The organism is Scandinavium manionii, from assembly GCF_024764775.1.
In the GTDB taxonomy this organism is placed as follows: Bacteria; Pseudomonadota; Gammaproteobacteria; order Enterobacterales; family Enterobacteriaceae; genus Scandinavium; species Scandinavium manionii.
This window is the reverse complement of sequence record NZ_JALIGC010000040.1, coordinates 20,065-44,930: the sequence shown is the minus strand read 5'-3', so window position 1 is coordinate 44,930 and position 24,866 is coordinate 20,065. Positions and strand designations below refer to the sequence as shown.

19 protein-coding genes are annotated in these 24,866 nt (G+C 54.1%); 9 read left to right on the top strand and 10 right to left on the bottom strand.

Going from position 1 to position 24,866, the window contains the following annotated elements:
- Window positions 1-3 precede the first annotated feature (3 nt).
- Window positions 4-651, top strand: coding sequence for an MBL fold metallo-hydrolase (locus tag MUU51_RS17975; RefSeq protein ID WP_159773300.1), 648 nt, complete (start codon window positions 4-6; stop codon window positions 649-651).
- Window positions 652-740: 89 nt separating this feature from the next.
- Here MUU51_RS17975 and MUU51_RS17970 read toward each other — a convergent pair whose 3' ends face one another.
- The 4 genes from MUU51_RS17970 to pncB all read right to left on the bottom strand — a co-directional run bounded on the left by MUU51_RS17970 (window position 741) and on the right by pncB (window position 6,670).
- Window positions 741-1,931 carry an amino acid aminotransferase gene (locus tag MUU51_RS17970; RefSeq protein ID WP_159773298.1) on the bottom strand — a complete coding sequence of 397 codons (1,191 nt, stop codon included), beginning with the start codon at window positions 1,929-1,931 and terminating at the stop codon, window positions 741-743.
- 184 nt (window positions 1,932-2,115) lie between these two features.
- Window positions 2,116-3,291 (bottom strand): porin, encoded by a 1,176-nt coding sequence (locus MUU51_RS17965; RefSeq protein ID WP_309574238.1) that lies wholly within the window; start codon window positions 3,289-3,291, stop codon window positions 2,116-2,118.
- Window positions 3,292-3,895: 604 nt separating this feature from the next.
- The gene (gene asnS / locus MUU51_RS17960; protein WP_159773294.1) at window positions 3,896-5,296 is read right to left on the bottom strand and encodes an asparagine--tRNA ligase; all 1,401 of its coding nucleotides are present in this window, start codon (window positions 5,294-5,296) and stop codon (window positions 3,896-3,898) included.
- 171 nt (window positions 5,297-5,467) lie between these two features.
- Window positions 5,468-6,670, bottom strand: coding sequence for a nicotinate phosphoribosyltransferase (gene pncB / locus MUU51_RS17955; protein ID WP_159773292.1), 1,203 nt, complete (start codon window positions 6,668-6,670; stop codon window positions 5,468-5,470).
- Between the two features lie 264 nt (window positions 6,671-6,934).
- On the opposite strand from pncB, the gene pepN reads away from it, so the two are divergent.
- Window positions 6,935-9,547 carry an aminopeptidase N gene (gene pepN, locus MUU51_RS17950; RefSeq protein ID WP_258968270.1) on the top strand — a complete coding sequence of 871 codons (2,613 nt, stop codon included), beginning with the start codon at window positions 6,935-6,937 and terminating at the stop codon, window positions 9,545-9,547.
- Window positions 9,548-9,610: 63 nt separating this feature from the next.
- On the opposite strand, the gene ssuB is transcribed toward pepN, so the two are convergent.
- The 5 genes from ssuB to ssuE are packed head-to-tail and all read right to left on the bottom strand — an operon-like array spanning window position 9,611 to window position 13,887.
- Window positions 9,611-10,390 carry an aliphatic sulfonates ABC transporter ATP-binding protein gene (ssuB, locus tag MUU51_RS17945; protein WP_258968269.1) on the bottom strand — a complete coding sequence of 260 codons (780 nt, stop codon included), beginning with the start codon at window positions 10,388-10,390 and terminating at the stop codon, window positions 9,611-9,613.
- Entirely contained in the window at window positions 10,387-11,178 is a 792-nt protein-coding gene (ssuC, locus tag MUU51_RS17940; protein WP_159773286.1) for an aliphatic sulfonate ABC transporter permease SsuC, read from the bottom strand. The genes ssuB and ssuC overlap by 4 nt, the downstream gene beginning before the upstream one ends.
- Before the next feature lie 9 nt (window positions 11,179-11,187).
- Window positions 11,188-12,333 (bottom strand): FMNH2-dependent alkanesulfonate monooxygenase, encoded by a 1,146-nt coding sequence (gene ssuD, locus MUU51_RS17935; RefSeq protein ID WP_159773284.1) that lies wholly within the window; start codon window positions 12,331-12,333, stop codon window positions 11,188-11,190.
- Window positions 12,330-13,319, bottom strand: coding sequence for a sulfonate ABC transporter substrate-binding protein (locus tag MUU51_RS17930; protein WP_445326613.1), 990 nt, complete (start codon window positions 13,317-13,319; stop codon window positions 12,330-12,332). The genes ssuD and MUU51_RS17930 overlap by 4 nt, the downstream gene beginning before the upstream one ends.
- Window positions 13,312-13,887: an NADPH-dependent FMN reductase gene (gene ssuE / locus MUU51_RS17925; protein ID WP_110509877.1), complete on the bottom strand. Its 576-nt coding sequence runs from the start codon at window positions 13,885-13,887 to the stop codon at window positions 13,312-13,314. Before ssuE ends, MUU51_RS17930 begins: the two co-directional genes overlap by 8 nt.
- A gap of 356 nt (window positions 13,888-14,243) precedes the next feature.
- On the opposite strand from ssuE, the gene pyrD reads away from it, so the two are divergent.
- Together pyrD and zapC are read left to right on the top strand one after the other, a co-directional pair.
- Window positions 14,244-15,254: a quinone-dependent dihydroorotate dehydrogenase gene (pyrD, locus tag MUU51_RS17920; protein WP_258968268.1), complete on the top strand. Its 1,011-nt coding sequence runs from the start codon at window positions 14,244-14,246 to the stop codon at window positions 15,252-15,254.
- 166 nt (window positions 15,255-15,420) lie between these two features.
- Window positions 15,421-15,963 carry a cell division protein ZapC gene (zapC, locus tag MUU51_RS17915; RefSeq protein WP_159773278.1) on the top strand — a complete coding sequence of 181 codons (543 nt, stop codon included), beginning with the start codon at window positions 15,421-15,423 and terminating at the stop codon, window positions 15,961-15,963.
- Here zapC and MUU51_RS17910 read toward each other — a convergent pair.
- Window positions 15,951-17,069 carry a YcbX family protein gene (locus MUU51_RS17910; protein ID WP_258968267.1) on the bottom strand — a complete coding sequence of 373 codons (1,119 nt, stop codon included), beginning with the start codon at window positions 17,067-17,069 and terminating at the stop codon, window positions 15,951-15,953. The two genes, zapC and MUU51_RS17910, sit on opposite strands and share 13 nt — an antisense overlap.
- 93 nt (window positions 17,070-17,162) lie before the next feature.
- Between MUU51_RS17910 and rlmKL the strand changes: the two genes are divergently transcribed.
- The 5 genes from rlmKL to pqiC are packed head-to-tail and all read left to right on the top strand — an operon-like array spanning window position 17,163 to window position 24,658.
- Complete coding sequence (gene rlmKL / locus MUU51_RS17905; RefSeq protein WP_258968266.1) at window positions 17,163-19,268, top strand: bifunctional 23S rRNA (guanine(2069)-N(7))-methyltransferase RlmK/23S rRNA (guanine(2445)-N(2))-methyltransferase RlmL; 2,106 nt, start codon at window positions 17,163-17,165, stop codon at window positions 19,266-19,268.
- A 12-nt stretch (window positions 19,269-19,280) separates the two neighbouring features.
- Window positions 19,281-21,185: an ABC transporter ATP-binding protein gene (locus tag MUU51_RS17900; RefSeq protein WP_258968265.1), complete on the top strand. Its 1,905-nt coding sequence runs from the start codon at window positions 19,281-19,283 to the stop codon at window positions 21,183-21,185.
- Window positions 21,186-21,199: 14 nt separating this feature from the next.
- Complete coding sequence (pqiA, locus tag MUU51_RS17895) at window positions 21,200-22,453, top strand: membrane integrity-associated transporter subunit PqiA (protein ID WP_159773270.1); 1,254 nt, start codon at window positions 21,200-21,202, stop codon at window positions 22,451-22,453.
- Between the two features lie 4 nt (window positions 22,454-22,457).
- A complete protein-coding gene (gene pqiB, locus MUU51_RS17890) occupies window positions 22,458-24,098 on the top strand; it encodes an intermembrane transport protein PqiB (protein WP_258968264.1) in 1,641 nt (546 codons plus the stop codon).
- Window positions 24,095-24,658, top strand: a complete 564-nt coding sequence (gene pqiC / locus MUU51_RS17885) for a membrane integrity-associated transporter subunit PqiC (RefSeq protein ID WP_258966367.1) — start codon at window positions 24,095-24,097, stop codon at window positions 24,656-24,658. The genes pqiB and pqiC overlap by 4 nt, the downstream gene beginning before the upstream one ends.
- Window positions 24,659-24,866 lie beyond the last annotated feature (208 nt).

Here is a 24,866-nt window from a genome sequence, read left to right as displayed (position 1 = left end):
ATCATGAACTATCGTATTATTCCGGTTACGGCTTTCGCCCAGAACTGTTCACTCATCTGGTGTGAGCAGACCAAACTTGCTGCACTGGTGGATCCTGGCGGTGACGCTGAGTGTATCAAACAGGAAGTGGCTGCCGCAGGCGTAACGCTGATGCAGATTTTGCTGACTCATGGTCATCTTGATCACGTTGGCGCCGCCGCGGAGCTGGCACAACATTACGGTGTGCCAGTTATTGGACCGGAAAAAGAAGATGAGTTCTGGCTTCAGGGGCTGCCAGCGCAGAGCAAAATGTTCGGTCTTGAAGACTGTCAGCCGCTCACGCCAGACCGCTGGTTGAATGAAGACGATACCGTCAGCGTGGGTAACGTCAGCCTCAACGTATTGCATTGTCCGGGCCATACGCCGGGTCATATTGTCTTTTTCGACGCAGTTTCGCAGCTGCTAATTTCAGGCGATGTGATCTTTAAAGGTGGAGTAGGGCGCAGCGATTTCCCGCGTGGCGACCATGGGCAGCTTATCGATTCGATTAAGCGCAAATTGTTACCGCTCGGCGATGCCGTCAGCTTTATTCCAGGCCATGGTCCTATGTCAACGCTCGGTCATGAGCGTGTGCATAATCCTTTCCTTCAGGATGAGATGCCTGTCTGGTAAAGATAAAAAGCCGCGTTTGCGGCTTTTTTAATGCTCAAAACAAATAACAAAGGCCGCATTCGCGGCCTTTGGCTTTTTTGTCGCCAGGGTTACAGCACGGCGACGATGGCTTCGCACAGTGGGGCCATATTGTCTGGCGTCATGCCCGCGACGTTCACTCGCCCGGAGGCAACCGCATAAACGCCAAACTCTTCACGCAGACGCAGCACCTGTTCTTTGGTCAGGCCGCTGAAGGAGAACATGCCGTTCTGCTTGGTGATGAAGCTGAAATCACGGTCCGCACCTTTCTCGGCGAGGGTGTTCACGAACAGCAAGCGCATACGCTGAATGCGCTGGCGCATGTCAGTCAGCTCTTGCTCCCAGATGGCGCGCAGCGCGTCATTGCTGAGGATCGTCGCCACCACGGCGGCACCGTGAGCGGGTGGGTTAGAGTAGTTGGCGCGGATAACCGCTTTCATCTGGCTGAATGCGCGGTCAACCGTTTCTGCATCCGCAGAAACGAGCGTGCAGGCACCCACGCGTTCGTTGTAGAGGCCAAAGTTTTTCGAGAAGGAACTCGCAACCAGCAGCTCTTTATGTACGGCGGCAAAGGCGCGCAGGCCTTCAGCATCTTCTTCCAGACCACGAGCAAAGCCCTGGTAGGCGAAGTCAAACAGCGGCAGCCAGCCTTTCTCTACGGACAGTTTTGCCAACTGTTCCCACTGTTCCAGCGTCGGGTCGATCCCGGTTGGGTTGTGGCAGCAGCCGTGGAATAAAACCACGTCGCCCGCCTGAGCTTGATTCAGGCTGGCAATCAGGCCGTCAAAATCCAGAGCGTGTTGATTCGCGTCGTAATAGCTGTATTCGCAGACTTCCAGCCCGGCGGAATTAAACACGCCTTTGTGGTTCGGCCAGCTTGGGTTACTGACCCATACGCGTTGTACGTCAGTGTTTTTAGCAAGAAAATCCGCGGCTACGCGCAGTGCGCCGGTGCCACCTGGGGTCTGCGCCGTACGTGCGCGTTTTTCAGTCACAATCGCACTGCCTTTCCCGAACAGCAGCTCCTGCGTGCAGCGGCCAAATTCCGGAATACCGTCAATGCCGAGGTAGTTCTTGGTGGTTTCATTTTCCAGCAGATAAAGTTCCGCTTTTTTTACGCTGGTCAGAACCGGTGTTTTACCGGTCTCATCTTTGTAAACACCAATCCCGAGGTTGATTTTTCCTGGGCGGTCATCGGCACGAAACAGATCGGCCAGGCCCAGAATAGGGTCGGCAGGGGCAGCGGTTATGTTCTCAAACATGACGAGGTTCCATTGTGGTTACTGAAGGGAAATCCGCTCTCAGGTTAACGGGAGAATGACGAAAAGCCAACCGTTTGCGAGAAAAAGCGAGAGGCTTTTTAAAAGTCACTATTATTTACTGCCAGCCATAAAAAAACAGGGCCGAAGCCCTGTTTCTTAAGCATATAACAAAGTGGCGTACTGATTAGAACTGGTAAACGATACCGACAGCAGCCTGGTCGTCGGTAGCCTGACCAGATGCTTTAGAGTAGTCGTTGTCGTTCAGCAGGTTAAACTTATAAGCTGCGTAGACGTTCATGTTCTTGTTGAAGTAGTACCATGAACCCACTTCGATGTATTTAACCAGGTCAGCATCGCCGCCGTCGAAGCCAGGACGTGCCAGCAGGTCTTTACCTTTGGACTGTACGTAGCCTACAGATGGACGCAGACCGAAATCGAACTGGTACTGAACCACGGCTTCGATGTTCTGAGTTTTGTTCGCGAAGTTGCTGTCTGGCTCGCGAGTCATGTTGGTGGTTTCAGCATACATCACTGCAGCGTAGACGTTGTTCGCGTCGTATTTGAATGCAGTAGACCATGCTTCAGCGCGGTCGCCGCCAGCACTTGCGTTGCCAGCAACACCATCGATGGCGTAAGTCTGCGGGTTAGACTGATCGTCGGTACGGTCAGCCGTTTCGTAACCCGCAGCAACGCTGAAGCCGTCCAGGAATGCGTACTGAACGGAAGAGCTGAAGCCATCACCGTTCGCTTTCGCGCCATTACCGGAGAGGTTTACGGTGTTCGGCGTGCCGTTGTCATCATAGTCAACAGTGATCGGGCTGTTACGCTCGTTTTTTCCCTGATACTGCAGGGCGAAGCTCAGGCCATCAACCAGACCGAAGAAATCGCTGTTACGGTAGGTCAGAACGCCATTGGTACGGCCGTTCATGAAGTTGTCTGTAGCAGCCCAGGAATCGCCGCCCCACTCAACCAGCATATCGGTGTATGCCGCTACGTCGTAGATGGCGCCGTAGTTACGACCGTAGTCGATAGAACCCGCGTCACCAAATTTCAGACCTGCAAATGCCAGACGGGTAGCGGTACCCTGAGAACCTTCAGCGTTAGACGCATTCAGGTTGTATTCCCACTGGCCGTAACCGGTGATCTGATCGTTGATCTGAGTTTCACCTTTGAAACCGATACGGGCATAAGTGGTGTCATCACTGCCGGTGTCGCCGTTGGTGGTCCAGATGTGTTCACCTACTGCTTTACCGTAGAAATCCAGTTTGTTGGCATTTTTGTTATAGATTTCTGCTGCGTTTGCCGCACCAGCTGCCAACAGGGCAGGGATAACCACTGCCAGGATATTGCGCTTCATCATTATTTATTACCCTCATTGGTTTTTTTATGGACACTTTCCACTACCGCCAATAGTTTTCGTCAATAAATATTTACGGAACTATTGATGAGAGTTTGGTGTCTTTCTGTGTCTGACAGGCATATTTCCATTCATGACAACGTTTCGCTAGCCTGAAAGTGCTACAAATATCGTAAATAGGTAACAAGAAGAAATAATGTGTAATAATTTGTGTAAATCAGGGAACTTTGTGAAGCACCTCAAATTTCCTCGCTCACCGCTTAATTAATCGACTATCTCTTATATATCTATATGAAAAGCTTATCTTTAATTTTGATAAAGGCTTTTCCTATATAAGAATGCTTCTCATCTCACTTTTTCTTATGTGACAAAGTTAGCTTTTCGTGCGCGTTGCTGGTGGTTGTTTTGTATGCTAAGTGCCAGGTATTTACTTAAGCGCAATCGAAGTGTTGCTGAAAATGTGTGCTGAATTATTTCTGGACACGGGGTGTAACATTTTGGTTGGGGAAGGCGGTTGACCTTTATATTTGTAGAAACTTGCTCACAGATCCTGACAAAGGCCAAAAAAAAGCCAGCTGAGAAGCTGGCTTTGGAGAAGGGAAAAAACTTAGAAGCTGGCGTTACGTGGCGTTCGTGGGAATGCAATTACGTCACGAACGTTCTGAACGCCGGTAACGTAGGCAATCAGACGCTCAAAACCAAGACCGAAGCCGGAGTGAGGCACGGTGCCATAACGACGCAGGTCGCGGTACCAGCTGTAGTCTTCTTTATTCAGACCCATTTCAGCCAGACGCGCATCAAGCACATCCAGACGCTCTTCACGCTGGGAGCCACCGATGATTTCGCCGATGCCCGGAGCCAGAACGTCCATTGCCGCCACGGTTTTACCGTCGTCGTTAAGGCGCATATAGAACGCCTTAATGTCTTTCGGGTAGTTTTTCACGACAACCGGAGCCTGGAAGTGTTTCTCAGCCAGGTAACGTTCGTGCTCGGAAGAGAGATCCACGCCCCAGAATACCGGGTTCTCGAAGGTCTGACCGCAGTTTTCCAGAATGGTGATCGCGTCGGTGTAATCCACCTGTGCAAAGTCCGCTTCAACAAAACGCTCCAGGCGGCTTACGGCATCTTTATCAACGCGCTCGGCGAAGAATTTCATGTCATCGGCACGTTCTTCCAGCACCGCTTTGAAAACATACTTCAGCATTGCTTCAGCGAGTGCAGCGTTATCTTCCAGGTCGGCAAAGGCGACTTCCGGCTCAAGCATCCAGAATTCCGCCAGATGACGGCTGGTGTTTGAGTTTTCAGCACGGAAAGTTGGGCCGAAGGTGTAAATCTTGGACAGCGCACAGGCGTAAGTTTCGCCGTTCAGCTGACCGGATACGGTCAGGAACGCTTCACGACCAAAGAAGTCTTTGTCGTAATCCACTTTACCCTGATCGTCACGTGGCAGGTTTTCCATATCCAGCGTCGATACGCGGAACATCTCACCTGCGCCTTCAGTATCAGAGGCAGTAATGAGTGGGGTAGATACCCAGAAATAGCCCTGCTCGTGGAAGAAGCGGTGCAGCGCTTGCGCCAGGGTGTGACGCACGCGGGCGACGGCACCAATCAGGTTGGTACGCGGACGCAGGTGCGCAACTTCACGAAGGTATTCGATGCTGTGGCGTTTGGCCGCCATCGGATAGGTATCCGGATCTTCAACCCAGCCAGTCACTTCAACGTGGGAGGCCTGAATTTCAAAACTCTGACCCTGACCCTGAGATGCCACCACTTTTCCGGTGATAATCACGGAACAGCCGGTCGTCAGGCGCAACACTTCCTGATTGTAATTGGGCAGAGAATTATTGACGACGGCCTGTACAGGATCAAAGCAGGAACCGTCATAGACGGCGAGGAAGGAAAAGCCAGCTTTTGAATCTCGACGGGTACGCACCCATCCGCGCACGGTGACTTCGCTGTCAACGGCTACGCGGCCCTGGAGTACGTCGGCTACAGGCACAACGCTCATATTAATCTCTCTGTTAGTAGTCCAGAATAAAGTTATCTCTTTCCGCCCTTAATTAAGGGGGATCCCTATGTTACCTGTCATCTTTCATCAGACAAGAGGAATTCGCAGCGAGAGGGGGTGAATTGAGAAAATAATAAGAAGAAGGGAGCCTTTGAGGCTCCCTGTTGCTGATTAACTGGCCTTTTTGACCTGGGGAAGGTCGAAGGCTTTGCGTAAAGCGCGAACAAATGCTTTATCGTGGCAGATGGTTTTGCCTGGGCTGTCGGACAGTTTGGCCACCGGCTTGCCGTTACATTCCACCAGTTTAATCACGATATTCAGCGGTTTCACCTGAGGGATATCGCAGGTCAGGCGCGTGCCTATCCCGAAGCTCAGATTCACCCGCGACGAGAAGTGGCGATACAGCTCAACGGCCTTTTTCAGGTCGAGATTATCGGAGAACACCAGCAGTTTGCTCATCGGGTCAATACCGAGCTTCTGATAATGTGCGATGGCTTTTTCACCCCATTCCACCGGATCCCCGGAGTCATGACGCAGTCCCTGATATCGTTCGGCAAACTCCGGGTCGAAGTCACGCAGGAAAGCATCCATGGTGATGCAGTCGGTCAGGGCAATCCGCAACTGGTCTGGATATTCTTGAAGCCAGGCCGCAAGCGCCACGCGCTGGCTGGTCGCCAGGTCAGGACTGATTTGCTGATGCGCCTGGAACCATTCGTGTGCCTGGGTACCCATTGGGGTCAGTGACAGACGGCGTGCCAGGTCGTAATTGCTGGTGCCGACAAACCACGGCTCCTGCTGAAGACGTTCGACTATCGCCTGCTGCACGTCACGAGAGAAACGACGGCGGGTGCCGAAGTCCATCAGACGGAAGCCAGACATATCGATATCCTGGGTAAGGTGATTGAAATCAACCAGCTTACGTTCCAGCGTCTCAAGCGCCAGCTCAACGCTGGCTTCAGGGGAACGATAGCGATGAACCAGCTCGCTAATCACCGCCAGCAGCGGAACTTCCCACATGATGACTTCACGCCATGGGCCTTCGAGGCGAATGTTTAATTTGCCATTATCGTTACGAACGGTGACCTGCTGGGGGTTGTAGCGAAAATCGCGCAGCCAGTCGAGGTAGTCCTGCTTGAAGAACGGCAGGCCGGACAACCACTGAAACTCGTCGTCCTGCAGTCGCAGCGACTGCATCGCTTCGACTTGTTCGCGGATGGCGTCTGCATAAATACCGAGCAGGTCATCACCGCGGCAGCGGAATTCTGCAGCCACCTGGACATCATAATAATGATGGAAGACGGCCTGCTGCATATGCAGCTTATAAGCATCTGTATCAAGCAGAGTCTGCAGAACAGGGGAAGCGAATTGTGTCATGGTGCGCAATAGCATCCTCATAAAGGAGCGTTTAGTACAATAAACAACGGCTGAAACCGCAGGAGTATACCTTGTTTATCGATTTATTGAACCCCGATCACAACACAAGGTGTTTGACGGGTCGAGGGCAAAACGTGCCGCGTGTTATCAATATGTAGCAATTTACGTGTTTGCCCCTGAAAAGATGAACATTCTGCGTAGCGTGAAAGTGACAACAGGAATAGACTGGATCCGACAATTTACAAAAGATGCTAAAGGTTTTTTATGACACAACAGCCCCAAGCCAAATACCGCCACGACTACCGTGCGCCGGAATACCTGATCAGCGATATCGACCTGACCTTTGACCTGGATGCCGCAAAAACCATCGTGACTGCAGAAAGTCAGATGACTCGTCACGCTGCGTCTGCCACGCCGCTGCGCCTCAATGGTGAAGATTTAACGCTGGTTTCACTGCACGTGAACGACCAGCCGTGGAGTGATTATAAAGAAGAAAACAATCAGCTGGTGATTAACGGACTGCCGGAGCGTTTCACGTTGCGCATCGTTAATGAAATCAGCCCGGCGGCGAACACCGCGCTGGAAGGCCTGTATCAGTCAGGTGAAGCGCTTTGTACGCAGTGTGAAGCGGAAGGGTTCCGTCACATCACCTGGTATCTGGACCGCCCGGACGTGCTGGCGCGTTTTACCACCAAAATCATCGCGGATAAAACCAAATATCCATACCTGCTCTCCAACGGCAACCGCGTTGCACAGGGCGAGTTGGAAAACGGCCGTCACTGGGTACAGTGGCAGGATCCGTTCCCAAAACCGTGCTACCTGTTTGCGTTAGTGGCCGGTGATTTCGACGTACTGCGCGACAAATACATCACCCGTTCGGGTCGTGAAGTGGCACTGGAACTATTCGTCGATCGTGGCAATCTGGATCGCGCGCCGTGGGCGATGACCTCGCTGCAAAACTCCATGAAGTGGGATGAAGACCGTTTCGGCCTCGAATACGATCTCGACATCTATATGATTGTCGCCGTCGACTTCTTCAACATGGGCGCAATGGAAAACAAAGGCCTGAACGTCTTTAACTCTAAATACGTTCTGGCGCGCACTGATACCGCCACCGATAAAGATTATCTCGATATCGAACGTGTTATCGGCCATGAATACTTCCACAACTGGACCGGTAACCGCGTGACCTGCCGCGACTGGTTCCAGTTGAGCCTGAAAGAAGGCTTAACGGTGTTCCGCGATCAGGAGTTCAGCTCAGATCTCGGCTCACGTGCGGTAAACCGCATCAGTAACGTTCGTACCATGCGCGGGATGCAGTTCGCCGAAGATGCCAGCCCAATGGCGCACCCGATCCGCCCGGATATGGTCATCGAGATGAACAACTTCTACACCCTGACCGTATACGAAAAGGGTTCAGAAGTGATCCGTATGCTGCACACGTTGCTCGGCGAAGCGAATTTCCAGAAAGGGATGCAACTTTACTTTGAGCGCCACGATGGCAGCGCGGCCACCTGTGACGATTTTGTGCAGGCGATGGAAGATGCGTCCAACGTCGATCTCTCGCATTTCCGCCGCTGGTACAGCCAGTCCGGTACGCCGGTGGTGACCGTGCATGACGACTACAACCCGGAAACGGAGCAGTACACGCTGACCATCAAACAGCATACGCCGCCAACCTCCGAACAGCAGGAAAAGCTGCCGCTGCATATTCCGTTCGACATTGAACTGTATGACAACGAAGGCAACGTGATCCCGCTGCAGAAGGGCGGTCACCCGGTGCATAACGTGCTGAACGTGACCCAGGCCGAGCAGACGTTCATCTTTGATAACGTCTACTTCCAGCCGGTGCCGTCGCTGTTGCGTGAGTTCTCCGCGCCGGTGAAACTGGAATATAAATGGAGCGATCAGCAGCTAACGTTCCTGATGCGTCACGCGCGTAACGATTTCTCTCGTTGGGATGCGGCGCAGAGCCTGCTTGCGACTTACATCAAACTGAACGTGAACCGTCATCAGCAGCGTCAGCCGCTGTCTCTGCCGGTGCATGTGGCAGATGCGTTCCGTGCAATTTTGCTGGATGAGAACATTGATCCGGCGCTGGCCGCAGAAATCCTCACGCTGCCGTCGGTGAATGAAATTGCCGAACTGTTCGAAATCATCGATCCCGTTGCCATTGCGACGGTGCGCGAAGCGTTGACCCGTACGCTGGCGAAAGAGCTGGCAGACGAGTTCCTCGCGGTCTACAACGTTAATAAACTCGATGCTTATCGCGTAGAGCACGCCGACATCGGCAAGCGTTCGCTGCGTAACACCTGTCTGCGTTACCTGGCGTTTGGTGATGCGGAGCTGGCTGATAAGCTGGTGAGCCATCAGTATCATCACGCTGACAACATGACCGATGCTCTGGCGGCGTTGGCGGCGGCAGTAGCCGCACAGTTGCCATGCCGTGACGCGCTGATGCAGGAATATGACGACAAATGGCATCACGATGGTCTGGTCATGGACAAATGGTTCATTCTGCAGTCCACCAGCCCGGCTGATAACGTACTGGAAACCGTGCGCAACCTGCTGAAACACCGTTCGTTTACCCTGAGCAACCCGAACCGTATCCGTTCACTGATTGGTGCCTTTGCAATGAGCAACCCGGCAGCGTTCCATGCGGAAGACGGCAGCGGCTACCGGTTCCTGGCCGAAATGCTGATCGAGTTGAATAGCCGTAACCCGCAGGTGGCGTCGCGTCTGATTGAGCCGTTGATCCGTCTGAAACGTTACGATGCAGCGCGTCAGGAAAAAATGCGTGCTGCGCTGGAACAGTTGAAAGGTCTCGAGAATTTGTCCGGCGATCTGTTCGAGAAAATCACCAAAGCGTTAGCGTAAAAAAATGCCCGGTGGCGCTAGCGCTTACCGGGCCTACATTGTTTTGTTCTCACGGGGTGGGCATCAGGCATTCGCCGATGCCCACCTTTTAATTTGTTGCTCCGATCCTCCACGTTTCAACACCCGGTTCAGCACTTCCGCTTCCAGCTCCGCCAAACGCACAGACCCTTTCCGACGTGGGCGCGGGAGATCAACCGTCAAATCCAGCCCAATTTTGCCGTCTTCAATCAGCAACACCCGGTCGGCCATCGCCACGGCTTCGCTGACATCGTGCGTCACCAGCAAGACCGTGAACCCCTGCGCCAGCCACAACGACGCGATCAAATCCTGCATTTCCAGACGCGTCAGCGCATCCAGCGCTCCTAGCGGCTCATCCAGTAGTAATAAGCCAGGGCGATGAATCAACGCACGCGCCAGGGCCACGCGCTGCTTTTGTCCGCCGGAAAGGGCTGCCGGCCACTCCCCGGCGCGGTTTTCCAGACCCACGGCTGCGAGTGCATCCAGCGCCGCGTCACGCCATTTTCCTTTCAGCCCCAAACCGACGTTGTCGATAACCGTTTTCCAGGGCAGCAGTCGTGCATCCTGAAACATCATGCGCGTCTCTTGCTGACTGGCGGCCAGTGGACCGTTGCCCGCCAGCAGCTCTCCCGCATTGGGCTTTTCCAGCCCGGCAAGCAAGCGCAGGAGCGTACTTTTCCCACCGCCACTGCGCCCGACCACCGCCACAAACTGTCCGGCCGGAATGTGAAGATCGAGTTCATTGAGCACCGTATTATTGCCGTAGCGTTTACCAATATTGTTCAGCAACAGCGGGATGCCTGGATTCAGACGAGCCGTATTCATACGGAAGCCTCCTTCAATTGGTAAGCCGGATTCCAGCGCAGCCAGACGCGTTCCAGCATTTGTGCGCTGACATCCGCCAGTTTACCCAGCAGGGCATAAAGAATAATGGCGACCACGACGACGTCGGTTTGCAGGAATTCGCGGGCGTTCATCGCCAGATAGCCAATCCCGGCATTGGCGGAAATCGTCTCCGCAACAATCAGCGTCAGCCACATCAGGCCCAACGCAAAGCGCACGCCGACCATAATCGAGGGCAGGGCGCCGGGCAGAATAACGTGCCAGAACAGCGCCGGGCCGGATAATCCGTAGCTGCGCGCCATCTCAACCAGCCCCTGGTCAATATTGCGGATCCCATGCCAGGTATTGATATAAATCGGGAACAGCGTGCCGAGGGCAACGAGGAAAATCTTGGCGCTTTCATCGATGCCAAACCACAGAATAACCAGCGGGATCAGCGCCAGATGCGGCACATTGCGCAGCATTTGGATCGACGTATCGAGCAGGCGTTCTCCCCAGCGCGACAACCCGCTGATAAGCCCGAGAAGCAAGCCAATCGAACCGCCGATAGAGAAACCAACCAATGCCCGCCACGAGCTGATCGCCAGGTGTTGCCACAGTTCGCCGCTGGCTGAAAGTGACCAGAACGCTTCAACGACGCCTTCGGGCGACGGCAGAATGCGGGTCGAAAGCCAGCCTGTTACCGAGGCGATTTGCCAGAGGATGACGATGCCCACCGGCAGCAGCCAGGGGGCAACGCGGAGCAACCACTTATTTGCAGGCGTTGCCATAGACACTCCTTAACTCTGCGCGACGTTGCGCGGTAAAAATTCGTTGGCGACGGCTTCGCCCTGCACTTGCAACGCAGGCGGCTGAGGGATTTCCGGGATGGCGACATCCAAATGTGGGAACAGGAGCTCACCGACTTTGTAAGCCTCTTCCAGATGCGGATATCCGGAAAGTACAAAGCTGTCGATGCCCAGCGCCGCATATTCATTAATACGCGCCGCCACGGTTGGGCCATCGCCTACCAGCGCCGTACCCGCGCCGCCGCGAACCAGACCTACGCCCGCCCACAGGTTAGGACTGATTTCGAGCTTGTCACGCTGTCCACCGTGCAGAGCGGCCATCCGCTGCTGGCCAACGGAATCGGTGCGGGCGAATGCCGCCTGCGCTTTGGCGATGGTGTCATCATCGAGGCGGGAAATGAGCCGGTTCGCAGCCTCCCAGGCTTCGGCAGTGGTTTCTCGCACAATCACGTGCAGACGAATACCAAAGCGCACTTTGCGTCCGTGTTTAGCGGCCTTCGCGCGGACCTGGGCTATCTTTTCTTTTACCTGTGCGGGCGGTTCGCCCCAGGTCAGATACAGGTCAACCTGTTCGGCTGCCAGATCCTGCGCCACGTCCGAGGAGCCGCCAAAATAGAGCGGAGGACGTGGCTGCTGAACCGGAGGAAACAGTAGTTTTGCACCCCGTACTTTCTGGTATTTGCCGTCAAAATCGACGGTTTCGCCTTCCAGCAAGCGTCGCCAGATATGAGTAAATTCTGCAGAGGCTTCATAGCGTTCAGTGTGATCGAGGAAAACACCGTCGGCCGCTAATTCCTGTGGATCGCTGCCGGTTACCAGGTTAAACAACGCGCGTCCATTGGATAATCTGTCCAGCGTCGCGGCCTGGCGGGCAGCGACGGTAGGCGAAATCACGCTTGGGCGCAGCGCCACCAGGAATTTGAGCCGTTGCGTTACCGGGATCATCGACGCCGCAACCAGCCAGGCATCTTCACAGGAGCGACCGGTCGGGATCAGCACGCCGGTGAAACCGAGCCGATCTGCGGTCTGGGCTATCTGCTGGAGATAACTGTGATCGACCGGACGAGCGTTATCGTCACTGCCAAGATAGTGGCCGTCGCCGTGCGTCGGTAAAAACCAGAACATATTCAGGCTCATGATTTAGCTCCTTGTTGGGCTGCTGAAGGCTGAGAAGTGGGCTGCCAAATACGGCTTTTGATGTCGACTTTTTTCGGCACCAGGTGATTTTCATAAAACAGATCGGCGGTGTCCTGCTGGCGACGAGCGGTCTCTTCGCTGACCGGGCCGATGGCGGTCGGTGGGCGATGATTGAGATAGCTGGTAATCACCGCTTCCGGCAGGCCCATTGTTTTCGCCAGCAGCTCGGTGCTTTGCTGACGCTGGCTAATCGTTAGCGCATCGGCCTGACTAAAGGTGTCGAGAACGCCTTCTATAAAGGCACCGTTTTTCTCAGCGTAAGGGCGCGAGGCTAAATAGAAGGAGCCGGTTTGTTTCAACTCGCTGCCGTCAGCCAGGACTCGCACGCCGCCATGTAATAACGCGGCGGAATAGTACGGGTCCCAAATGGTCCAGGCGTCTACGTCCCCTTGCTGGAATGCCGCGCGAGCATCGGCGGGAGTCAGCCAGATGGGTTGAATATCCGTAAATTTCAGGCCCGCCTGCTGTAATGCACGCAGCAAGAGGTTGTGTGAACTGGAGCCTTTCTGTAATGCCACTTTATGGCCTTTCAAATCGGCCACGGTTTTGATCGGGCTGTTTTCCGGCACCAGAATCACTTCCGCTTTCGGCTTCGGCGGTTCGACGCCGACATACACTAAATCTGCCCCTGCGGCCTGCGCGAAAATAGGCGGAATGTCGCCGGTGCTGCCCAAATCAATACTGCCCACGTTTAGCGCTTCGAGCATTTGCGGGCCTGCAGGAAATTCCACCCAGGAGAATTTGGTGTTCGGGTAGCGCTTTTCCAGAAGCTGGTGGCTTTTCGCCAGCACCATGCTGATGCTGCCTTTCTGGTAGCCGATGCGCAGTGCGTCCGGGGCAGGTTCTGCCGCGTGGCTCCAGGCTGAAAGGGTCAGCAGCCCGGTCAGCGCCAGGCTGCGAATACGTGGGCGAAACAGATTAAACATGGGCGACTCCTTGCGGAAGATGGAAGGCCGGAACGCGGATGTCGCGGCGGTGCAGCGCTTGCCAGAAGGTTTCCAGCGCACTATCGAGGCGTTTTTGCAGGTTTGGGCTGAACTGCGGTTTGTGCTGATAATCCTGAACCTGGCTGTCATCGGCGAAAACGCCGTGCAGTATTTCCTGTGCTTTCAGGGCGTTGAGTACGGGTTTCAGGGCATAATCCACCGCCAGCATGTGTGCCACGGTGCCGCCGGTGGCCAATGGCAGAACCACTTTGCCTTCCAGCGCGCGTTCCGGTAACAGGTCCAGCAGCGTTTTTAACGCGCCAGAAAAAGAGGCTTTATAAACCGGGGTGGCGACAATCAGGCCGTCTGCCTGCGCCAGTTGTTCAATAAGCGCCAGCAGAGCAGGGCTGTCAAAGCGCGCATAAAGCAAATCTTCCGGTTCGAAATTCTGCAAATGCCAGTGACATACTTCGACGTCCACCCGGGAGAGGGTCTCTCTGGCATACTCCAGCAGCGCGCTGGAACGTGAAGGAAAACGCGGGCTTCCCGCTAGTGTAATGACACGCATAACCTCTCCTTATATCCCTGTCATACTTCAAGCTGCAGGTGCGTTGGCGGCACTTTCTCACCCCAGTCACTTACTCAAGTAAGCTCCTGGGGATTCGTTCTTTTGCCGCCTTCCTGCAACTTGAATTATTTCGGGTATAAATATTTTCATTTATCTAACATTGATAACATTTGTCTGGAGTGTGTCAGAGGCAGGGGCGTTCGCTAAATGATTTTTCTGGCACTGGATTGCCAAAAACTGCAAGTAAGTAAACGTTTGCGCTTATCGCGGCATTTTTTGCGACAGGTCAATTCCCTTTCGGCGGCGGATCGAACATAATACGCCCCCGGTTTGCTACCGGGAATCCAGGAGAGTTCATGTACTACCCCTTCGTTCGTAAAGCCCTTTTCCAGCTCGACCCTGAGCGCGCTCATGAAGTCACGTTTCAACAATTACGCCGTGTAACAGGCACACCATTCGAAGCGCTTGTGCGCCAGAAAGTGCCATCAAAACCGGTCACCTGCATGGGGCTGACGTTTAAAAACCCGCTGGGTTTAGCCGCCGGACTTGATAAGAACGGGGAGTGCATTGATGCACTCGGCGCGATGGGCTTCGGCTCGATTGAAGTCGGTACCGTCACACCGCGTCCACAGCCAGGGAACGACAAACCAAGGATCTTCCGTCTGGTCGACGCCGAAGGTCTGATCAACCGCATGGGCTTTAATAACCTTGGCGTTGATAACCTGGTTGAGAACGTTAAAAAATCCCATTTCGACGGGATCCTCGGTATTAATATCGGCAAAAATAAAGACACGCCAGTTGAGCAGGGTAAAGATGACTATCTGATTTGTATGGAAAAAGTCTATGCTTATGCCGGCTATATCGCGGTCAATATTTCGTCGCCGAATACCCCGGGTCTGCGTACGCTGCAATATGGTGAAGCGCTGGATGATTTACTGTCAGCGATTAAAAATAAGCAAAACGAACTGCAATCTGTTCACCACAAATATGTTCCAGTGGCGGTTAAGATCGCCCCGGATCTTTCGCCTGAAGAATTGATCCAGGTGGCCGACAGTTTAGTTCGCCATAATATCGATGGTGTTATTGCGACCAATACCACACTCGATCGTTCCCTCGTTCAGGGAATGAAACACTGTGATGAAACCGGCGGTTTAAGTGGTCGTCCATTACAACTAAAAAGTACAGAAATTATTCGAATGCTGTCTGCCGAATTAAAAGGGCAGTTGCCTATTATCGGTGTGGGTGGTATCGATTCGGTGATGGCCGCCCGTGAGAAGGTGGCTGCGGGTGCAACGCTTGTTCAGATCTATTCCGGGTTTATTTTTAAAGGCCCACCTCTGATTAAAGAAATCGTTACCCACCTCTAATCTTCATTGTGCAATTTACAACCAGGGCTTTATTTCCGGCCCTGGTTGTTTTATATTCCACAAATGTTGCTAATTTAAACGTTATGGTCTTTTCTTAATTCAGGCTAATTAACGAAACGGGATTATTCTTTAAGGCAAAGGATGCTTATGAGAGCGGGGAACAGAAATGCGAATTAAACCTGACGATAACTGGCGTTGGTATTTTGATGAAGAGCACGATCGTATGATGCTCGATTTAGCCAATGGTATGTTGTTTCGTTCACGTTTCGCCCGTCGGATGCTGACGCCGGATGCCTTTGATCCTACAGGCTTTTGCGTTGATGATGCCGCCCTCTATTTCTCGTTTGAAGACAGATGTCGTGACCTGGAATTAACCAAAGAACACCGCGCAGAGCTTATTCTCAATGCGCTGGTCGCCATCCGTTTCCTGAAACCACAGATGCCAAAAAGCTGGCACTTTGTCGCGCACGGAGAGCCATGGCAGCCGGTGACCGGCGATGCCGCCGCGGTCTGGCTGAGCGACAGCGGCGAGCGTGTGAATCTGCTGGTGGTTGAGCCGGGTGATAACGCCGCGCTTTGCCTGCTGGCACAGCCGGGGTTGATGTTAGCCGGTCGTACCATGCAGTTAGGCGATGCGATTAAAGTGATGAATGACCGCCTCCAGCCACAGCCGCTGTCGGCTGCGCTGAGCTACGGTCAGGCGGTGTAACGCGAAAGGCGCAGCGCGGTTTTTGGAACGCAGCTGCAGCAAAGAATGGTGCCATCTTCAGAGACTGCACTTTTCTTCATCGGGCTGACTTCCCCTTCGACCAGCGTTATGCGGCAACTCCCGCATATTCCGGCCCGGCAAGAGTAGGGCACGCGGATCCCCTGTTGTTCCAGCTGTTCCAGTAAAACCTGCTGATTATTCCCTTTGAAGACGTCGCCCTGCCAGTCAATGTCGACTACGGCATCCTGCGCAACACTCACGTCCAGCGTTTCTTCCGTTTCACCCGCACCGTACACTTTACCTGGTCCGGTTGAGAGGATTTCCACCTCGTCGCCTACGCGAACCACGCCGCTGTTGCGGGCAATCAAATTTTGACCGAAATCGACATCACCGTTGTCCTGCGCAGTACGGAAGGTTTGCAGCGTGGCTAACGGTTCACCAGAAGGGTGCTTTTGGCCTTTAGAGGGGCTGACGGTGGTAAAAATACAGCGGCTGCAGGGTTTCACGACGTCAAAGACCACATCGCCGATGCGCACCACTTTCCAGGTGTCTTCTTCCCAGGGCTGCGTGCCGGTCACCACCAGGTTGGGGCGAAACTGCTCCATCTGCACGCTGGCAGAGCAGCGGTTTTGCAGGTCTCGCAGCGAGGCTTCGGTCGTCAGTAAATAGGGGAAACCGTCGGCGAAAGAGAGGGGGACTGCCTCATGACGTTTGACGCGACGGGTCGGTTGTTGCCCCACCCAGCGTAACTGGACATCACGTTTAAAGAATCCCGATAACCACTGGTTTATGTCGGCAGGCGCAATCCGCGCGGTAAAGTGCGCACTCCAGACCTGGGTGGGGGCGCTTTCTGTTGCGAAGTCCGCGAAGCGCACAATTGCCGAACTGCCATCTGGTGCGGTGAGGTGTAAACCCTCGTGAGTCGGTACCGGGGTGAAGCGCACCATCTGCGGATACTGGCGAGCGGTAATGAATGTGCCGTCCGGCTCGGTAACCATAAAAATACGGTCAAATGCCATGCCGCTGATGTCGGCCAGCGCATGCGTGACACCGATTCCCCGCATTGATTTTACAGGGTGAATATAGAGCCGTGATACCGTCGCCATTTCGTTATCCCTCACGTTTGAAAAAAGTCGCCCTATATGAAGCCCAGATTCGCTATAATGCGCAACAATTTTCTGTGAGTAATAAGTGACGATATGAATTCTCTGTTTGCCAGTACGGCCCGTGGGCTGGAAGAGCTGTTAAAAACTGAACTGGAAAACCTGGGCGCCAGTGCCTGTGCGGTGGTTCAGGGTGGTGTCCATTTTGAAGGTGACACGCGACTGCTGTACCAGAGCCTGATGTGGAGCCGTCTGGCGTCACGTATCATGATGCCGCTCGGTGAGTGCAAGGTGTACAGCGATCTGGACCTGTACCTCGGCGTTCAGGCTATCAACTGGACAGAGATGTTCAATCAGGACTCGACCTTTGCCGTGCACTTCAGCGGTGTGAATGAGGAAATTCGCAACAGCCAGTACGGCGCGCTGAAGGTTAAAGACGCCATCGTCGATGCTTTTACCCGCAAAAATCTGCCGCGTCCGAACGTGGATAAAGAAAATCCGGACGTACGGGTTAACGTCTGGCTGAATAAAGAAGTCGCGCACATTTCTCTCGACCTGAGTGGTGAGGGCCTGCATCTGCGTGGCTACCGTGACGCAACCGGCATGGCGCCTATCAAAGAAACCCTGGCCGCGGCTATCGTGATGCGTTCTGGCTGGCAGCCGGGCACGCCGATGCTCGACCCAATGTGTGGTTCCGGTACGTTGCTGATTGAAGCCGCAATGCTGGCGACAGACCGCGCACCAGGCCTGCACCGTGGCCATTGGGGCTTTAACGGTTGGTCACAGCACGATGAAGTCATCTGGCAGGAAGTGAAAGCCGAAGCCCAGACCCGCGCTCGCGCCGGTCTCGAGGCTTATGAATCCCGTTTCTACGGCTCTGATATCGATGGTCGCGTGATTGACCGCGCGCGTAGCAACGCCCGCCGGGCCGGTGTGGCTGACATCGTCAACTTTGAAGTGAAAGACGTGGCGAAGCTGAGCAATCCGCTGCCGAAAGGGCCATACGGTACGGTCATCAGCAACCCGCCGTACGGCGAACGTCTGGACAGCGAACCAGCGCTGATTGCGCTGCATAACCTGCTGGGGCGCACCATGAAATCCCAGTTTGGCGGCTGGAATTTGTCCCTGTTCAGCGCATCCCCTGAACTGCTGAGCTGTCTGCAACTGCGTGCTGAGCGCCAGTTCAAAGCCAAAAACGGCCCGCTGGACTGCGTACAGAAAAACTATCACCTGGCCGAAACCGACGGAACCACGACGGTTATGCTGGCAGATGATTACGCCAACCGTCTGCGTAAGAACGTCAAAAAATTAGATAAATGGGCGCGCCAGGAGGGCATTGAATGCTATCGCGTTTACGATGCTGACCTGCCGGAATATAACGTAGCGGTCGATCGCTACGGCGACTGGGTTGTCGTACAGGAATATGCGCCGCCGAAAACCGTGGATGCCACCAAAGCGCGTCAGCGTTTATTCGACGTGATTGCCGCCACCATTTCGGTGCTGGGTATTGCGCCGAATAAACTGGTACTGAAAACCCGTGAGCGTCAGAAGGGTAAAAATCAGTACGAGAAGATGAGTGAGAAGGGCGAATTCATGCAGGTGAGCGAGTACAATGCCCGCCTGTGGGTGAACCTGACCGATTATCTCGACACCGGTCTGTTCCTCGACCACCGCATCGCCCGTCGCATGCTGGGTCAGATGAGCAAAGGTAAAGACTTCCTGAACCTGTTCTCTTATACCGGCTCCGCCAGCGTACACGCCGGTCTGGGCGGCGCGCGCAGCACCACTACGGTGGATATGTCGCGCACCTATCTGGAATGGGCTGAACGTAACCTGCGCCTCAACGGCCTGACCGGGCGTCCGCACCGCCTGTTGCAGGCTGATGTGCTGGGCTGGTTGCGTGACGCGGATGAACAGTTCGACCTGATCTTCATCGATCCGCCGACCTTCTCAAACTCTAAGCGCATGGAAGATACGTTCGACGTCCAGCGCGATCATCTGAAGCTGATGGCTGATCTGAAACGACTGCTGCGCAAAGGCGGCACGATCATGTTCTCCAACAACAAACGCGGCTTCAAACTCGATATCGACGGTATGGCAAAACTGGGTCTGAAAGCAGAAGAAATTACTCAAAAAACGCTTTCAGCCGATTTCGCCCGTAACCGTCAGATCCATAACTGCTGGCTGATTACCGCAGCCTGAAGGAAAGAATAAATGTCTTTAATTAGTATGCATGGCGCCTGGCTGTCGTTCAGCGATGCGCCTCTCCTTGATAATACCGAACTGCATATCGAGGATAACGAACGCGTCTGTCTGGTTGGGCGTAATGGCGCCGGTAAATCGACGCTGATGAAAATCCTCAATCGCGAACAGGGCCTGGATGATGGTCGCATCATCTATGAACAGGATCTGGTGGTGGCACGTCTGCAACAGGATCCGCCGCGCAATGTGGAAGGTAGCGTTTACGATTTCATCGCCGAAGGTATCTCAGAGCAGGCGGAATACCTCAAGCGTTATCACGAGATTTCCCATGTGGTGATGACCGACCCGAGCGACAGAAATCTTAACGAGATGGCGAAGCTGCAGGAGCTTCTGGATCACCACGGTTTGTGGCAGATCGAAAGCCGCATCAATGAAGTGCTGGAACAGCTAGGTCTCGAAGCCGATATGGCGCTGGGCTCTCTGTCAGGCGGCTGGCTGCGTAAAGCGGCGTTGGGCCGCGCGCTGGTCAGCGGACCGCGCGTTTTGCTGCTCGACGAACCCACGAACCACCTGGACATCGAAACTATCGACTGGCTGGAAGGCTTCCTGAAAACGTTCAAAGGCACCATTATCTTCATCTCGCACGACCGTTCCTTTATCCGCAACATGGCAACCCGCATTGTCGATCTCGATCGCGGCAAGCTGGTGACCTATCCGGGTAATTACGATCAGTATCTGCTGGAAAAAGAAGAGATGCTGCGCGTGGAAGAGCTGCAAAACGCCGAGTTCGACCGCAAGCTGGCGCAGGAAGAAGTGTGGATCCGTCAAGGTATCAAAGCGCGTCGTACACGCAACGAAGGCCGCGTCCGTGCCCTGAAAGACATGCGCCGTGAGCGCAGTGAGCGTCGCGAAGTGTTGGGCAGTGCCCGCATGCAGGTCGAAGAAGCGAGTCGCTCAGGCAAAATTGTGTTTGAACTGGAAAATGTTGACTATCAGGTCGATGGCAAAGTGCTGGTGAAGGACTTCTCCGTTCAGGTTCAGCGTGGCGATAAAATTGCGCTGATCGGCCCGAACGGCTGCGGTAAAACCACGCTGCTTAAGCTGATGCTGGGGCAATTGCAGGCTGACAGCGGTCGCGTTCACTGTGGCACCAAGCTGGAAGTGGCCTATTTCGATCAGCATCGCGCCGAGCTCGATCCGGACAGAACGGTGATGGACAACCTGGCTGAAGGTAAGCAGGAAGTGATGGTGAACGGTAAGCCGCGCCACGTGCTCGGTTATCTGCAGGACTTCCTGTTCCACCCGAAACGCGCAATGACGCCAGTGCGTGCGCTGTCGGGCGGGGAGCGTAACCGCCTACTGTTGGCGCGTTTGTTCCTCAAGCCAAGCAACCTGCTGATCCTCGATGAACCGACTAACGACCTCGACGTTGAAACACTGGAACTGCTCGAAGAACTTATCGACGGTTATCAGGGTACGGTTATGCTGGTGAGCCACGATCGTCAGTTCGTGGATAACACCGTGACCGACTGCTGGATTTTCGAAGGCAACGGTAAAATCAGTGCATATGTAGGCGGTTACCACGATGCACGCGGGCAGCAGGCGCAGTCTCAGTCGCGCAAGCAGCCTGTCGAGAATAAAAGTGCTAAAGAAGAAGCGAAAGCAGGAACTGTCAAACGCGCGACTGGCAAACTAAGCTATAACCTGCAGCGCGAATTAGAGCAGCTTCCTCAACGTCTTGAAGAACTTGAGGCAAACCTTGAAGGTTTGCAGGCGCAGGTCGCGAGTCCTGACTTCTTTAATCAGTCTCATGACCATACGCAGCAGGTGCTGGCAGATATGGAATTGGCCGAGAAAGCGCTGGAAGAGGCATTTGAACGCTGGGAATATCTCGAAGCGTTAAAAAACGGTGGTTAATGTGAGGAACGTTCATGTGCGATGAACACCATGCTGCAGGGCATATCCTGTGTCCACAATGCGATTTGCTGGTGGCATTACCGCACCTTGAACACCGCCACAAGGCGTCGTGCCCTCGTTGCGGCACGACGCTGACGACCGAATGGGATGAGCCGCGACAGCGACCCACAGCTTATGCGCTGGTAGCACTGTTCATGCTGCTACTGGCGAACCTGTTTCCATTCGTCAATATGAACGTTGGGGGGATCAGCAGTGAAATTGAGCTGCTTGAAATCCCGCACGTACTTTTTTCTGAAGACTACGCCAGTCTGGGCACCTTCTTCCTGCTGTTTGTGCAGCTGGTTCCGGCATTTTGCCTGGTTACCATTCTGGTGCTGGTCAACCGGGTACCGCTGCCGCAAAAAATTCAGGTGTTCCTGGCCCGTATTCTGTTCCACTTAAAAAGCTGGGGCATGGCTGAGATTTTCCTCGCCGGGGTGCTGGTCAGCTTCGTAAAGCTGATGGCTTACGGCGATATAGGCGTGGGTACCAGCTTTGTTCCTTGGTGTATGTTCTGTCTGCTTCAGCTGCGCACATTCCAGTGCGTTGACCGTCGCTGGCTGTGGGACGACATCAAACCGATGCCTAAACTCGAACAACCGCTGAAAGTGGGCGTGACGGGGATCCGTCAGGGTCTGCGCTCCTGTTCGTGCTGCACCGCCATTCTTCCGGCCGATCTGCCGGTGTGCTCGCGCTGTGAAACCAAAGGTTTTGTCCGTCGCAGACACAGCCTGCAATGGACGCTTGCGCTGTTGATGACCTCGATTATTCTCTATCTGCCTGCCAACATTCTGCCGATCATGATTACGGATTTGCTCGGTGAGAAACTGCCGTCGACCATTATCGCCGGGGTGGTATTGCTGTGGAGTGAAGGATCGTATCCGGTAGCGATGGTCATTTTTATCGCCAGTATTATGGTGCCGACGCTGAAAATGATCGCCATTGCCTGGCTTTGCTGGAATGCCAATGGCAATGGAAGCCGCGACAGCGAGCGAATGCACCTTGTGTATGAGGTGGTTGAATTTGTTGGCCGTTGGTCAATGATTGATGTTTTTGTGATAGCAGTGCTGTCCGCGCTGGTGCGCATGGGAGGCTTAATGAATATCTATCCGGCGATAGGAGCAGTAATGTTCGCGTTGGTGGTTGTCATGACCATGTTCTCCGCCATGACCTTCGATCCTCGGTTGTTGTGGGATCGTGAGCCAGAATCAAGCCATGAGGAAAAGTAATAACATGGAAAACAAGAGTGGAGAGGCGAAAGTGCAGAAGGTGAAGAACTGGTCGCCAGTGTGGATCTTTCCTATCGTTACCGCGCTCATCGGTGCATGGATCCTCTTTTATCACTACAGCCATCAGGGGCCAGAAGTCACCCTGATGACCACCAACGCTGAAGGTATTGAAGGCGGGAAAACCCGCATCAAGAGCCGCAGCGTGGATGTCGGCGTGGTGGAAAGCACAACCCTGACGGACGATCTGACGCACGTAGAAATCAAAGCGCGTCTGAACACCGGCATGGAAAAACTACTGCATGGTGATTCGGCCTTTTGGGTCGTGAAACCGCAGGTTGGGCGCGAGGGTATCAGCGGCCTCGGTACGCTGTTATCGGGCGCCTATATTGAACTTCAGCCAGGGGCTAAAGGCGCTGAGCCTGAGAAATTCCAGCTGCTGGATTCCCCCCCGCTTGCGCCACCGGATGCGAAAGGTATCCGCGTTCTGCTCGAAAGTAACAAAGCAGGGCAACTCTCTCCGGGCGATCCGGTACTGTTCCGCGGTTATCGCGTGGGGTCGGTCGAAACCAGTAGCTTCAATGCTGATAAGCGCAGCATTACTTACCAACTGTTTATTAGCGCGCCAAATGACCGCCTGGTCACCACCAACGCCCGTTTCTGGAAAGACAGTGGTATTGCGGTGGATCTGACCTCTGCCGGAATGCGCGTAGAAATGGGGTCGTTATCGACGCTGTTCGGTGGCGGCGTCAGCTTTGACGTGCCGGATGGACAGTCGCTTGGCGAGCCGGTGGCGAACAAAACGGAATATCATCTGTTTGACAATCAGCGCTCCATTCAGGATGCGATGTATACCCAGCATGTTGACTACGTGATGTTCTTTAAAGATTCTGTTCGTGGCCTTCAGCCGGGAGCTCCGGTGGAATTCCGTGGCATCCGTCTGGGGACGGTGGGCAAAGTGCCGTTCTTCATTCCGGGCCTGCATCAGCGCCTGAGTGATGACTACCGCATTCCGGTCCAGATACGTATCGAGCCTGAGCGTCTGGTTAACCAACTGGGCGGCGATCCGGATATTCGCACTCATCTGGATAACCTGATTGAACGTGGCCTTCGTGGCTCGCTCAAGTCGGGTAATCTGGTTACCGGGGCGCTTTACATCGATCTCGACTTCTATCCGAAAGCTGAACCGCGCGGCAAGTTCCGCGAGTTTGGTGGCTTTGACATTATCCCGACCGTGAGCGGTGGGCTGGCGCAAATCCAGCAACGCCTGATGGATGCGCTGGATAAAATCAATAATCTGCCAATCAATCCGTTGATTGAACAGGCCACAAACTCGCTGGCGGAAAGCCAGAAAACCATGAAGCACGTGCAGGCGACGCTGGATAATCTGAATAAGATTACCGCTAGCCAGTCGATGCAGGAACTGCCAGCCGACATGCAGAAAACGCTGCGTGAGCTGAACCGCAGTATGCAGGGCTTCCAGCCTGGTTCTGTGGCATACAACAAAATGGTCGGCGATATGCAGCGCCTGGATCAGGTACTCCGTGAACTGCAGCCTGTGCTGAAAACACTCAACAATAAGAGCAACGCGTTGGTGTTTGAAGCTAAGGATAAAAAGGATCCGCAGCCGAAGAGGGCGAAAGAATGAAAAAATGGCTACCCGTAGCATTAGCTTGTCTGCTGTCGGCGTGCAGCAGTAGCAGTGACAACAAAACGTACTATCAACTGCCTCTTCCTCAGGCTGGCGTGCAAAGCACGGCCAGCCAGGGCAGTCACCTGCTGTGGGTTGAGCAGGTGAGCATCCCTGATTACCTCGCCGGAAACGGCGTGGTGTATCAGACCAGTGATGTTCAGTACGTGATTGCGAACAATAACCTGTGGGCAAGCCCACTGGATCAGCAACTGCGGACTACGCTGGTGGCAAACCTCAGCACCCAGCTTCCGGGTTGGGTTGTTGCGTCACAACCGCTGGGTAGCGACCAGGACACCCTCAACGTCAATGTGAGCGGTTTCCACGGTCGTTATGACGGGAAGGTCATTGTGAGCGGAGAGTGGCTCCTGAACCATCAGGGGCAGCTTATTAAGCGTCCGTTTAATATCGAGGTCAAACAGCAGCAAGACGGCTATGACGCGATGGTGAAAACGCTGGCACAGGCCTGGAGTCAGGAAGCGACATCTATTGCGCAGTCCATTAATCGCTTGCCATAAGTAAAATTCATCACCGTTCAAACCGCAGCAGACATGTTTCTGCTGCGGTTTTTTTTGTTTTTGACCTCAGACGGTTAGTTGTCCGGGTTCCCGATTTTTGTACAAATGAACTTCTGAGTAGCTCACAAATATGACACTGGCGTGAATTTTGCGCATTGACGCTGTGGCGGATTCAGGGTATCCCTAATATGTGGTTGCACATTTGGTG